Origin of the sequence: Colwellia sp. MB3u-4 (genome assembly GCF_014077065.1) — a bacterium.
GTDB lineage: Bacteria > Pseudomonadota > Gammaproteobacteria > Enterobacterales > Alteromonadaceae > Cognaticolwellia.
This window is the reverse complement of record NZ_JACGVE010000081.1, coordinates 99040-110758: the sequence shown is the minus strand read 5'-3', so window position 1 is coordinate 110758 and position 11719 is coordinate 99040. Positions and strand designations below refer to the sequence as shown.

The 11719-nt window shown below is 39.7% G+C and carries 13 protein-coding genes and 1 pseudogene; 10 read left to right on the top strand and 4 right to left on the bottom strand.

Going from position 1 to position 11719, the window contains the following annotated elements; all coding sequences use genetic code 11:
* Positions 1–41: 41 nt before the first annotated feature.
* Both H4J61_RS12700 and H4J61_RS12695 read right to left on the bottom strand, forming a co-directional pair.
* Complete coding sequence (locus tag H4J61_RS12700) at positions 42–263, bottom strand: hypothetical protein (protein ID WP_182185300.1); 222 nt, start codon at positions 261–263, stop codon at positions 42–44.
* A gap of 1 nt (position 264) precedes the next feature.
* Positions 265–483, bottom strand: a complete 219-nt coding sequence (locus H4J61_RS12695; RefSeq protein WP_182136168.1) for a hypothetical protein — start codon at positions 481–483, stop codon at positions 265–267.
* A 255-nt stretch (positions 484–738) separates the two neighbouring features.
* On the opposite strand from H4J61_RS12695, the gene H4J61_RS18150 reads away from it, so the two are divergent.
* Together H4J61_RS18150 and H4J61_RS12685 are read left to right on the top strand one after the other, a co-directional pair.
* Positions 739–957 carry a hypothetical protein gene (locus tag H4J61_RS18150; RefSeq protein WP_182185299.1) on the top strand — a complete coding sequence of 73 codons (219 nt, stop codon included), beginning with the start codon at positions 739–741 and terminating at the stop codon, positions 955–957.
* A gap of 191 nt (positions 958–1148) precedes the next feature.
* The gene (locus H4J61_RS12685) at positions 1149–1508 is read left to right on the top strand and encodes a YbaN family protein (RefSeq protein ID WP_182136166.1); all 360 of its coding nucleotides are present in this window, start codon (positions 1149–1151) and stop codon (positions 1506–1508) included.
* 126 nt (positions 1509–1634) lie between these two features.
* On the opposite strand, the gene H4J61_RS12680 is transcribed toward H4J61_RS12685, so the two are convergent.
* Positions 1635–2213 (bottom strand): DUF4202 domain-containing protein, encoded by a 579-nt coding sequence (locus tag H4J61_RS12680; RefSeq protein ID WP_182185298.1) that lies wholly within the window; start codon positions 2211–2213, stop codon positions 1635–1637.
* A 246-nt stretch (positions 2214–2459) separates the two neighbouring features.
* Between H4J61_RS12680 and H4J61_RS12675 the strand changes: the two genes are divergently transcribed.
* From H4J61_RS12675 to H4J61_RS12665, 3 genes are all read left to right on the top strand, one after another.
* Complete coding sequence (locus tag H4J61_RS12675) at positions 2460–4097, top strand: CTP synthase (RefSeq protein ID WP_182136164.1); 1638 nt, start codon at positions 2460–2462, stop codon at positions 4095–4097.
* Positions 4098–4209: 112 nt separating this feature from the next.
* Positions 4210–5508: a phosphopyruvate hydratase gene (gene eno, locus H4J61_RS12670; RefSeq protein ID WP_182136163.1), complete on the top strand. Its 1299-nt coding sequence runs from the start codon at positions 4210–4212 to the stop codon at positions 5506–5508.
* Between the two features lie 365 nt (positions 5509–5873).
* Positions 5874–7091 (top strand): serine hydrolase, encoded by a 1218-nt coding sequence (locus tag H4J61_RS12665; protein WP_182185297.1) that lies wholly within the window; start codon positions 5874–5876, stop codon positions 7089–7091.
* A 151-nt stretch (positions 7092–7242) separates the two neighbouring features.
* On the opposite strand, the gene upp is transcribed toward H4J61_RS12665, so the two are convergent.
* A complete protein-coding gene (gene upp / locus H4J61_RS12660) occupies positions 7243–7869 on the bottom strand; it encodes a uracil phosphoribosyltransferase (RefSeq protein WP_182136161.1) in 627 nt (208 codons plus the stop codon).
* 281 nt (positions 7870–8150) lie between these two features.
* Between upp and H4J61_RS12655 the strand changes: the two genes are divergently transcribed.
* From H4J61_RS12655 to truD, 5 genes and pseudogenes are all read left to right on the top strand, one after another.
* Entirely contained in the window at positions 8151–8879 is a 729-nt protein-coding gene (locus tag H4J61_RS12655; protein ID WP_182136160.1) for a hypothetical protein, read from the top strand.
* A 90-nt stretch (positions 8880–8969) separates the two neighbouring features.
* Entirely contained in the window at positions 8970–9275 is a 306-nt protein-coding gene (ftsB, locus tag H4J61_RS12650; RefSeq protein ID WP_182136159.1) for a cell division protein FtsB, read from the top strand.
* The gene (ispD, locus tag H4J61_RS12645) at positions 9275–10003 is read left to right on the top strand and encodes a 2-C-methyl-D-erythritol 4-phosphate cytidylyltransferase (protein WP_182185296.1); all 729 of its coding nucleotides are present in this window, start codon (positions 9275–9277) and stop codon (positions 10001–10003) included. Before ftsB ends, ispD begins: the two co-directional genes overlap by 1 nt.
* Positions 9994–10467, top strand: a pseudogene (gene ispF, locus H4J61_RS12640) (2-C-methyl-D-erythritol 2,4-cyclodiphosphate synthase); the annotation flags it as partial. The gene ispD and the pseudogene ispF, both read left to right, overlap by 10 nt.
* On the top strand, positions 10453–11718 hold the full coding sequence (gene truD, locus H4J61_RS12635; protein WP_259363308.1) for a tRNA pseudouridine(13) synthase TruD: 1266 nt from the start codon (positions 10453–10455) through the stop codon (positions 11716–11718). The pseudogene ispF and the gene truD, both read left to right, overlap by 15 nt.
* The last annotated feature ends 1 nt before the right edge of the window (position 11719 follow it).

Genomic DNA, 11719 nt, shown 5'->3' with positions numbered 1-11719 from the left:
CCAGTTGATTAAAAATGCACAGGTCATTAATCAACTGGGTATTAAGCAAGGTCGTAACGCCATTGCCAATAATTTTTCATTTTATGATAGCTGCAATAATGATCAGCTATTTGATCAAAGTCTTCATGTTGCATAATTGCATTGATCGCAACACATATTTTTGCCAGTGACTGTTTGTTTGCTGATGGCTTGCAGCAACAAACGAAGGTTTCTAGCCAAGCTTCCAAATAGTAAATATCAACAATAGGTGGTTCTGTGGTCATTTTATTTCTCCGCGCTTTTTAAGTTAGTCGTTAAATTAGTTGTTGAATTAATACTTAAGTTCAGCAACGACTGCCATAAGGTACTACGGGCATTGTTGTCTAGGCATCTACAGTTATGGCCTGTTAAGGCGCCTGAGCTAATTAATTTTGCTAACAATAAAGCTGAAATTTCAACTTTGACTTTACCTCTACAGCCTTCATTTATCTGTCTTGATCCCATTATTCATCCTTAATATTTTTGATAAAACAGCTTTGTTAAAAACAATAATTGAAAACACAATTAAATGCAAATGATAATTATTATCATTTGTGGGGGTATCTCTGTGTTGGTATTAATAGGTTAAGTGAACGGTTAGAAAACAAGCTAGGTTATATTGAGGCGTGCCCTGCAATAAGTTATTCGCATTGAGCACTTTGCGTTGAGCACTTAATCAAGCGTTATAAAGATGTTGTTGCAGTAAACAATATAAACTTTGTGATTCAAAAAGGTCATTGTTTTGGCTTGCTCGGACTCAAGGGTGTTGGCAAAACTACTGCCATAGAAATCATGAAAGGTATTATCAAAGCGAGCAAAGGCCAGTGTTTTATTATGCTAAGCCCATGGATGAGTCAATATCGCAAAAAGTTGGCATTGTATTTCAGCATACCGTCTTACAGACTTTGTTACGATGAAAGAAATCTTAAATCTATTTAGTGGCTAGTGCGCGTAAAATGATCACTGAAGCGGCAACATTAGCGGATATCAGTTACCATGTCGGCATGTTGATGCTAATGAACGCGGTCTTTTTAATCTTAGGGGCTTATTTGTTTGGCTGAAATACTGAGCGCTAGTTAATTGAAGATTAACGGCGGATTTTAACTCAAGTCTGAGGGTACTATAACGTTATGTTGTTAAAGATAGTGGGAATATTTTTTGTGGCATTAGCTTTTATTGGCGCTTTTTTACCTTTATTACCCACCACACCTTTTTTATTGGTTGCCGCCGCCTGTTTTGCTAAGTCGTCGCCGCGATTGTATAACATGCTATTAGCCAATAAAGTGTTTGGGCCATTGATTTATCATTGGCAGCAATCTCGTTGCATTCCAAAACGCGCAAAAGTGCTAGCCTTAAGTTCAATGGTTGTTGCTGTATTGTGGTCGGGTTATATTTTGCCTACGATTTGGTTAAAGGTGTTAGTGGTTGCCTTGGTTGTCTGGCCATTTATTTTTCTTTGGCGTTTACCTACTTCTAATAGCAATCTGTGAATGCCATTAACAAACTATAGGCCAGCAGGTAAATCGCCTGAAAAAGCTACCCCTGAAAAAGCTAACCCTGAACAAGTAATCAAAAGCTCAGGGGGAAGTAAATTTTGAATATTGCAGGTTAAAGCACTAAGCCAGTGCTTTAACCACCAGCTGCGCTAAATGGGGCGGTAAGGTTAAGCTTAAGGCAATTTCTTGGCCTTGCGTTGACATTTTTCGCCAGGTCAGCTGTAAAATACGAATGATTTTTTCTTCTTTATGTTTAGCGGCCAAGGCATCAAAATAGTATTGTAAAAACACTAAGCAGGCTACGTCTTCTAAGGTTTGGCTTTCACTGTTCGATTTTAAGTTTTCTTTACGAATAATCGTCGCGCTGGTTTCAGCGGCGTTTTCACTATAGCCATGCTCAAGCATTAGGGCTTTAGCGGTAGCTGCATGAAAAATACCTAATTCTTTACGCCAGGTTAAATACCCTTTTTTGCCAATGGCGAAGTCGGTACGTTTTAAGTGCCAGCGTTTTACGTGTTGTGCACGAACCGCAACCTGTAAATTTTCACTGGCATCTGGCCAATATTTTTCAAGGCAAGCTGTCATGTATTGACCGTACAAAAGCTCTTTAGGTTGGCTAATGCCGTCAACAATCGTGGTGTTGATATCGGCTTTATTTATGGTGTCGATAGCATCTAATACTTTTTGTAGTTGAGTCATAATGATTAATTTTTATTTTTTGCAAAGGAAAACACCAGTTTACCCCGTTTTTTAATATATACAATCATGCTTTAAGGCCAATATTGAGTATTTAAATGAAATTTTGTGCAACTAGATGCCTTGATCATATTGTTGTGTACACGGCTTTTCAGTATAATGTTTTCCCGTCCTACTAAATTTATTTGTTAACCAAACATCAAATCAATTTAGTGCAAAATTTCTGTTTTTCCTGACTCTGGGTATCGCATGACAACTAGATATATTTTTGTTACTGGCGGCGTTGTATCGTCTCTTGGTAAAGGTATTGCTGCAGCATCACTAGCCGCAATTCTCGAAGCACGTGGTTTAAAAGTTACCATGCTTAAGCTTGACCCTTATATTAATGTTGATCCGGGTACAATGAGCCCAATTCAGCATGGTGAGGTTTTTGTTACCGAAGACGGAGCAGAAACCGATCTAGATTTAGGTCACTACGAACGTTTCATTCGAACCAAAATGACCAAGCGTAATAACTTCACTACTGGCCGTATCTATCAAGATATTCTAGCGCGCGAGCGTAAAGGTGAGTTTTTAGGTGCCACTATTCAAGTTATTCCTCATATTACTAACGACATTAAACGTCGAGTGATTGAAGGTGCTGAAGGTTACGATATTGCCATGGTTGAAATTGGCGGTACTGTAGGTGACATTGAATCACAACCCTTCTTAGAAGCTATCCGTCAGTTAGGGGTAGAATTAGGCCGAGAACGTGCGATGTTTATGCACTTAACCTTAGTGCCTTATATTGCTACCGCCGGTGAAATCAAGACTAAACCTACCCAGCATTCTGTGAAAGAATTACGTTCAATCGGTATTTTTCCAGATATTTTAGTTTGTCGAAGTGAGCGTGCTATTCCCGCTAATGAACGCGCTAAAATTTCACTATTTACTAATGTCGAAGCAAAAGCGGTTATTTCATTGCGCGATGTTGACTCTATTTATAAAGTGCCCGCCTTACTTAAAGCGCAAGGCGCTGACGAGTTAGTGGTTAAGCGTTTTGGCCTTGATGTTCCCGAAGCTGACTTATCTGATTGGGAGCAAGTACTTTACAAAGAAGCTAATCCATCAGGTGAAGTGGTTGTTGGTATGGTCGGTAAATATACCGAATTACCTGATGCATATAAATCAGTTAATGAAGCGTTAAAGCATGCCGGCATTAAAAACCAAGTAAAAGTTAAAATTCAATATATTGATTCACAAGACGTTGAGTCTAAAGGGGTTGAGCTTTTTAAAGGTTTGGACGCTATTTTAGTCCCTGGTGGCTTTGGCGAACGTGGTGTTGAAGGTAAAATTTTAACCGCACAATATGCGCGTGAAAATAAAATACCTTATTTGGGTATTTGTTTAGGTATGCAAGTGGCATTGATTGAGTATGCCCGTAATGTTGCCGGTTTAACTGACGCGCACAGTACCGAATTTAATACCAAAACACCTTACCCAGTTGTTGGCTTAATCAACGAATGGTTAGATGAAGAAGGTAAAGTTGAATACCGTAATGCTGAATCTGACTTAGGCGGAACCATGCGCTTAGGCTCACAATTGTGTCACATTATGAAAGGTACCAAGGCATATGACGTATATGGTAGTGAAACAATTTATGAGAGACACCGTCATCGTTTTGAGGTAAATAATAACTACCGTGAACAATTAAGCAAAGCAGGTTTAGTGTTCTCGGGATTATCTGCGGATAAAACATTAGTTGAGGTGATTGAAAATCCTAATCACCCTTGGTTTATTGCTGGGCAATTCCATCCTGAGTTTAATTCAACTCCTCGTGATGGTCACCCGCTTTTTGCTGGCTTTATCGCCGCTGCTTTTGAACATCAAAAGCAGCAAGCAAGTTAAATCAAACTCATGAAAACCGTAGCTTATTGCTACGGTTTTTTTTAAGCAATTTTAACCTTTAATTTAACGTTTATAACCTGCCTAGCCTAGCTAGCAAGGAATAAGGAACATAATGTCTAATATTAGTAAAATTATCGCACGCGAAATCATGGATTCTCGTGGCAACCCAACAGTTGAAGCTGACGTTTATTTAGAGTCTGGTGCTTGGGGTCGAGCTGCTGCTCCTTCTGGCGCATCAACTGGCTCTCGTGAAGCACTTGAATTACGTGACGGCGACAAATCACGTTACTTAGGTAAAGGAGTATTAAAAGCCGTTGCTGCAGTTAACAATCCGATTGCTAACGCATTGAAAGGCAAAAGTGCTTTAGAGCAAGCAAACATAGATCAAATCATGATTGATTTAGACGGCACAGAGAATAAAGAAACCTTCGGTGCTAATGCTATTCTTGCTGTTTCTTTAGCGAATGCAAAAGCGGCTGCAATGGAAAAGAAAGTACAATTATTTGAGCACATTGCCGATCTCAACGGTACGCCAGGTCAATACTCACTACCTTTACCTATGATGAACATTATCAATGGCGGCGAGCATGCTGACAATAACGTTGATATCCAAGAATTTATGGTACAACCGGTTGGCGCGAAAAGCTTTAAAGAAGCGCTACGTATGGGCGCTGAAATTTTCCATGCTTTGAAAAAAGTATTGTCTGCAAAAGGTTTAAATACCGCTGTGGGTGATGAAGGTGGTTTTGCACCTGATTTAGCCTCAAATGCTGATGCCTTAGCAGTCATTAAAGAAGCGGTTGCCGCGGCAGGTTACGAATTAGGTAAAGACGTCACCTTAGCGATGGATTGTGCTGCTTCTGAATTTTATGATGCAGAAAAAGGCATTTATGACCTAAAAGGTGAAGGCAAGCAATTTACGGCCAACGAATTCTCTGATTTTTTAGCAAGTCTTTGTGAGCAATACCCGATCATTTCAATTGAAGACGGCTTGGACGAGTCAGACTGGGATGGCTTTAAATACCAAACCGATCTACTTGGCGATAAAGTGCAAATTGTTGGTGATGATTTATTTGTCACTAATACTAAAATATTAGCCCGTGGTATTGAGCAAGGTATTGGTAACTCTATCTTAATCAAATTCAACCAAATTGGTACATTAACAGAAACCTTAGCAGCGATTAGAATGGCGAAAGACGCTGGTTTTACCGCCGTGATCTCACATCGCTCAGGCGAGACTGAAGACTCAACTATTGCTGATTTAGCCGTAGGCACAGCCGCAGGACAAATCAAAACCGGTTCTTTATGTCGTTCAGACCGTGTTGCTAAATACAATCAGTTATTACGCATTGAAGAGTTTTTAGGTGATAAAGCTATATTTAACGGCTTGTCTGAAGTCAAAGGCCAATAATCATAAACTTTTTGTGTGATGACGCTTATGTTTGCCAGTTGGGTTATTACGTGTGGTAGCAAAATCCCGCGGCTAATTTAAGCGATATTGAATATTAAAAAACCACTCAAATGAGTGGTTTTTTTGTGACCATCAGGCTTTAAGCCGACTCATTAATTTTGGCACAACTTACCTTGCCTGCACCACAGTGTTCAAATATAGCGCCTTTACTGAATGTTATACTTGTGAATAAGTCGTCGGATTTGCCAGTATTTATGATTTTAGCACAATCATCATTATGATCTAAAAATAAAGCTCATGAAATCAGCTTGTTATGTTTGGCCTGTATCTTGCTGATATTCTATTTTAAGCCATAGAGCTAAACCATGAAAAAAGCTGTCCTTATTATTTTGTTATTGCCACTGCTTTGGTATCTCTTGCCTAAGCAGAAAGCGCTGAGCGATGAGATAGAAAATATTGAAAAATATATCCCTGCTTTGATGCAAGAAGCCGCTATTCCCGGTTTAGCCATAGCTAAAATTTCAAACGCTAAAGTCACTTTTTTACAAGTGTATGGTAAAGCTAATGTCGAATTGAACACAGCAGTGACACAAAATACGTTATTTAATATAGCCTCTATTAGTAAGCCGATTATGGGCTTGGTGTTGTTGCAGTTGGTAGAACAAGGAACATTAGCTTTAGACCGAGACATTAACGACTATCTGCCATTTAAAATCGATAATCCTCATATAACTCATGAAAAAATAACCCTAAGACATTTGGTTACCCACACCTCAGGTATCGCGGATTATTATGATGTTGACAGTTATGCCATTAATAAAGATGCTGATATTTCATTAGAACAACACCTTAAATCCTTGTTAACCCCAACAGGAAAAAACTATAACCAAGGGCAATATTTTTTAAATAATGCCCCAGGTGCTAAAAGGAAATACAGTAATTTAGCCGCCGGCCTAGCCGGATATTTAGTCGAAGTAACAACCGGTATCACCTTAGCCGAATATAGTCAGCAACATATCTTTCAGCCATTAGGTATGCAGGATACCAGTTGGTTATTACATGATTTGTCACTAGCACAAATTGCTGTGCCCTATGAGGTTGAACAGTGTATTCCATTTCTGGCTATTTGCAGTGACACTGAATCGGCCGAGTTAAACTTGTTTATTAGTGGTTATTTTAATCCAGCTTCAGAAAGTAAGCGTTTTGTCGCTTATCCTCACTTTGGTAACCCACAATATCCAGATGGTGGTATACGTAGCAGTATTAAAGATTTGAGTAGGCTGTTAGTTGCTGTGCTAGAAAATAAAGACCCATTGGGTAATAAGCTGCTGTCAGATGCTATGTATGAAGAAATGCTAAGGTTACAATTACCTAAGGATATTTCTGATAAACAACGTTTTTTTTGGCGAGATAATAGCATGGGATTAATCGGGCATATGGGCGCTGATTTAGGGGTTTTTACTGCCTTATATTTTGACCCTAATAAGAAAGATGGTTTTATTATTTTGATGAATAGAGGTATGGACAATAATGCTGCGATAGCGATGAAAAAAATAGCTAATAAACTGGTCGCAATGCCGTAGTTAACGAATAAACAGGGTTACCAATCGCACACTTGAGTTTTTTCGACCACTTTTTAAATACTATATTCGATGTTTGTTATCGCAACAAAAATTGAGCTAAACACCTTAAAGATGCTGCAGATAGCACCTTTAAGTCGCTGAGTTATAGTAATTACTTAGTGCCAAAAATTTTATCACCCGCATCACCTAAACCTGGCAATATATAACCTGCATCATCTAAGTAGTCATCAATAGCTGCGGTATAAAGCTCAACATCAGGGTGTGCTTTTTCTAACGCGGCTATACCTTCTGGCGCAGCCACTAAAACTAGGGCTTTGATATGGTTTGAACCACGCTCTTTTAATAAGTCGATTGTGGCTATCATAGAGCCGCCTGTCGCTAGCATGGGGTCAATCACTAGGGCGAGACGTTCTTCAATTTGCCCCGCTAATTTTTCAAAATAAAACACTGGCTCTAGTGTTTCTTCGTTACGATACATACCAACAACAGAGATACGTGCGCTAGGAATCAGCTCTAAAACGCCGTCCATCATGCCTAAACCTGCACGTAAAATAGGGACAACGGTGACTTTTTTACCTTTAATTTGTTCTACTTGAATTTCACCATTCCAACTATTGATGGTTCTAGTTTCTAATTCAAGGTGCTTAGTGGCTTCATAGGTTAATAGACAGCCAACTTCCGAGGCAAGTTCGCGAAAACGCTTGGTACTTATATCGGCTTCACGCATTATGCCGAGTTTGTGTTTAATTAGGGGGTGCTTTACTTCAATTACGCTCATTATTTACTCCAAAACTGGCGGGGAAACTATTTTTATATTATACCCAAACCACTTGTAAATGCTCGTTTGGTCTAAAATTTAAACTCATGTTGGTGCAGATTTGTTTAACCGCTGTCGTACATCTTTAAAAAATACCGTTAAAAATAATAGCCCTGTATAAGTCGTTAGTACCCGTCATGCTATAGGTAAAACAATGCGCAGATCAGCTTTAGCGATTTTATCTTTAACCACAATCAAGTATGCTTAAATTATCAGCGTTAATTCAAGTAGTCATTAAATTCATGGTCATTCAATCATTATTATGGCAATCACAGCAGCAGTCATCAGACTTTGCTGAGCTGTGTAATGCCCTTTATGAACGAGAGTTAATCACCTTAGCCCGCAATGAATGTTTAGCGCTAGCAAGTTTACAAGGCAGAATTAAAAGCTTACCTCATTATGTTAAACGTACAGCATTCGCGTTATTAAAGGCACAAACACCACTGGCATTAGATATTCAAAATGCCAGTTGGTTAGCTAAGCAAGTGGCTAGGTCACCTGAAATAAGCCAATTGTCGGCTTATGATGAAACTGTTACTGCTTGGTATAAGAGCCAAGAGTTAGTGCATGGTTTAGTAGTGCCTATCGCGTTAAATGGGCATATTGTGCTCGATTGTATCGACCGAATTGATTTAGAAAAACAGCGATTTCGAACCAATGTTTATGGCTGGTTTTACTTAATGGATAACGAAACGGTCAGCGCTGCAAGTAACAGGGCAAAAAATGAGGGTGACAGAGCAAGTGAGGCAGACATTGAAGCAGATAGTGAGGCAGAGAGCGAAGTAACTCGTCATAAAGTGAATTTACTCAAGCCAACGAAAAAAGTAATGAGCGCAGCCTGCGCTGGGCATCGTTGGAAAGATGGTCAAAAACTGCAGCCCATTATGCCTTCATTGCGAGAATTATTATTGTCTTGCACCATTAATTGGCGTAATTTCAAACAACCTAGGGTAAATTTGCCTGACAATTGATTTTAAATCTTGTTGGGTGTTTACAGCAGACGGTACGTATTTATAATAGCGTATCAATATTATCTCTTCGATATCAACTTTAGATACATTATGCGGCTGATCACGACAGTTTTACTACTTTTTCTGGTACTTTTGCAATACCGACTTTGGTTTGGTAAAAACAGTGTGCCTGATTATCTAGTATTAGAAGAAGAAGTAACTCGCCAGCTCGCCAATAACAACAAGCTAAAGCAACGTAACAAATTACTTTATGCTGATACTGACGATTTAAAATCTGGCACGGAAGCGATTGAAGAACGTGCTCGCCATGAATTAGGTCTGATCAAACAGGGCGAGACATTTTTCCGCGTCATTCCTAATGATGACGATGCCGACAAGAAGGAACGATTGCGATAATGAGTAACTTATTAGGGCATTTTACTGTCGTAGTGCCCGCTGCAGGTGTTGGCAAACGCATGCGTTCGTCTTGTCCAAAACAATATTTAACCATTGAAAACATAACTATTTTAGAACATACCGTTCAGCGTTTACTCAGCCACGAGGCAATTTCTCATGTCATTATTGCCCTAGGTGAAAACGATGAATATTTTCCTAGTACCAGTTTAGTTAATCATAAAAATATTACCTGTGTTACGGGTGGCAAAGAGCGTGTTGATTCGGTACTTGCCGGTTTAAAATATTTAGATGCTGGTCAAGAACAATGGGTGTTGGTGCATGATGCCGCCAGGCCTTGTGTTCGACATCAAGACTTAACTCGCTTAATTAACTACTGTCTTAAAAACGATCATGGCGGCTTATTAGCAAGCCCTGTTCGCGATACCATGAAGCAAGCGAATACCGAGCAATTAGTAGCAAGCAGCTTAGATCGTAGTCAAATGTGGCATGCGCTGACGCCACAAATGTACAAAACGCTTGAACTAACCGCAGCTATTACTGCGGCTTTAGCAAAAGGGATCAGTATTACCGATGAATCATCAGCGATGGAAGCATCGGGTTTTGCAAGCGGTTTAGTCAATGGCAGCAGTGACAATATAAAAATTACCCAGCCAGAAGATTTGTTTTTAGCTGAATTTATTCTTAACCAACAAAAAAATAATTTACAATCAGAGGTAGTATGCGAATAGGTCACGGGTTTGATGTTCATCAATTTGGTGGTGCAGGGCCATTAGTTTTAGCGGGTGTTGTTATTCCTTATGAATTTGGTTTTATTGCTCACTCTGATGGTGATGTGGCTATTCATGCCTTATGTGATGCCATTTTAGGGGCATTATGTTTAGCCGATATTGGTAACCATTTTCCTGATACTGATGACCAATACGAGAATATATCGAGCCGTATTTTATTGCGCCATGTGGTTGGCTTAATGCAAGGAAAAGGCTACGGCTTAGGTAATGCCGACATTACTGTTTGTGCGCAAGCACCAAAAATAGCACCACACCTTTTAGCCATGCGTGAATGTTTAGCACAAGATTTACAAGCAGATATAGAACAAGTCAATGTCAAAGCAACCACCACTGAAAAGTTAGGCTATGTGGGTCGCAAAGAAGGCATTAGCGTGCATGCTGTTGTCCTATTGATAAAAACTGAACCTAACAGTAAGTTAAATACAGTTGCAGAGCCGATTAAGCAAGACGAAAAAAAAGTACCAAAGCCCGCTTTTCAAAGTGAATTGAAAGCACCAGAGCCAAGCGTTCAAAGCGATAAGCCAGTAGCTGAGCCAAGCCAATCTCCCTTGCCTGAATTTTCCTATTTATATGGTAAACCAAAATCTACCGGCTTGTTGCGTCGTCATAGGTCAGACTTTAAAGTATTTGAACAAATTCCCTTTGAACCTTGTGGTGAAGGTGAACATCTTTTTATTCATATTCGAAAAACTGGCGCCAATACCGCTTTTGTTGCCAAGCAATTAGCGCAATATTTTTCCGTGAAAGAATTGTTAGTTTCTTATGCCGGTTTAAAAGATCGCTTTGCGGTTACTGAGCAATGGTTTGGTGTGCATGTGCCCGGTAAGCAAAGTTATGATTTAAGTGACTTAAACATCGAAGGTGTCGAAGTTTTATCCTATAAACGCCATAACAAAAAATTGCGTATTGGCGGTTTAGACGGTAATCGTTTTGAAATCACCTTACGTGACGTGACTGAAATTGACGAGCTAATAAGACGTTGGCACGTAGTGACTAATTTTGGCGTACCAAATTATTTTGGCGAACAACGCTTTGGTATCAATGGCGGCAATATTGAAAAAGCCTTAGGCTTATTCTCCGGTCAAAAAGTTAAAGACAAGAAAAAACGTGGTATGTATTTATCGGCTGCACGTTCATTGATTTTCAACCAAATGGTGGGCCAACGTATCGAACAACAAAAATTCGACCGCTTAATGAATGGTGACGTCTTGATGTTAGCGGGAACACAGTCGGTATTTCTTGCTAATGTCATCGATGAAAGCCTACAAGCACGATTAGTTGAACATGACCTAGATATTACGGCTTCTATGTGGGGTGCGGGCGAATTAATGACCACAGGCGATGCGCGTATTTTTGAGCAAAGCATCGGCGATGGCCAGCCAGAATTTTGCGAAGGTTTACCGCGTTTTGGTTTGAAGCAAGAACGTCGACGTATTCGCTTAACGATTAAAGACACTAACATTAGCGTAGATAACGATGTTGTAACCTTGTCATTTTTCTTGCCATCAGGTGCTTATGCCACCACCATTATGCGTGAGTTAATCGACTATAAAGATATGACCGAGCGGGTTGATGTTAGTGCAGCCAGGCACACAGCCGCTGCAACTAAGACCCAGATTAGCGCAGTAGATAACAACAAGGAGTTAAAAAGCTAAC

What these genes read in the sequence shown, in the direction of transcription:
- ftsB (WP_182136159.1), top strand. Translation starts at nt 8,970, where the DNA reads ATGCGGCTGATCACGACAGTTTTACTACTTTTTCTGGTACTTTTGCAA.
- ispD (WP_182185296.1), top strand. Translation starts at nt 9,275, where the DNA reads ATGAGTAACTTATTAGGGCATTTTACTGTCGTAGTGCCCGCTGCAGGT.
- H4J61_RS12675 (WP_182136164.1), top strand. Translation starts at nt 2,460, where the DNA reads ATGACAACTAGATATATTTTTGTTACTGGCGGCGTTGTATCGTCTCTT.
- H4J61_RS12665 (WP_182185297.1), top strand. Translation starts at nt 5,874, where the DNA reads ATGAAAAAAGCTGTCCTTATTATTTTGTTATTGCCACTGCTTTGGTAT.
- H4J61_RS12700 (WP_182185300.1), bottom strand. Translation starts at nt 263, where the DNA reads ATGACCACAGAACCACCTATTGTTGATATTTACTATTTGGAAGCTTGG.
- H4J61_RS12695 (WP_182136168.1), bottom strand. Translation starts at nt 483, where the DNA reads ATGGGATCAAGACAGATAAATGAAGGCTGTAGAGGTAAAGTCAAAGTT.
- H4J61_RS12680 (WP_182185298.1), bottom strand. Translation starts at nt 2,213, where the DNA reads ATGACTCAACTACAAAAAGTATTAGATGCTATCGACACCATAAATAAA.
- H4J61_RS12685 (WP_182136166.1), top strand. Translation starts at nt 1,149, where the DNA reads ATGTTGTTAAAGATAGTGGGAATATTTTTTGTGGCATTAGCTTTTATT.
- upp (WP_182136161.1), bottom strand. Translation starts at nt 7,869, where the DNA reads ATGAGCGTAATTGAAGTAAAGCACCCCCTAATTAAACACAAACTCGGC.
- H4J61_RS12655 (WP_182136160.1), top strand. Translation starts at nt 8,151, where the DNA reads ATGGTCATTCAATCATTATTATGGCAATCACAGCAGCAGTCATCAGAC.
- eno (WP_182136163.1), top strand. Translation starts at nt 4,210, where the DNA reads ATGTCTAATATTAGTAAAATTATCGCACGCGAAATCATGGATTCTCGT.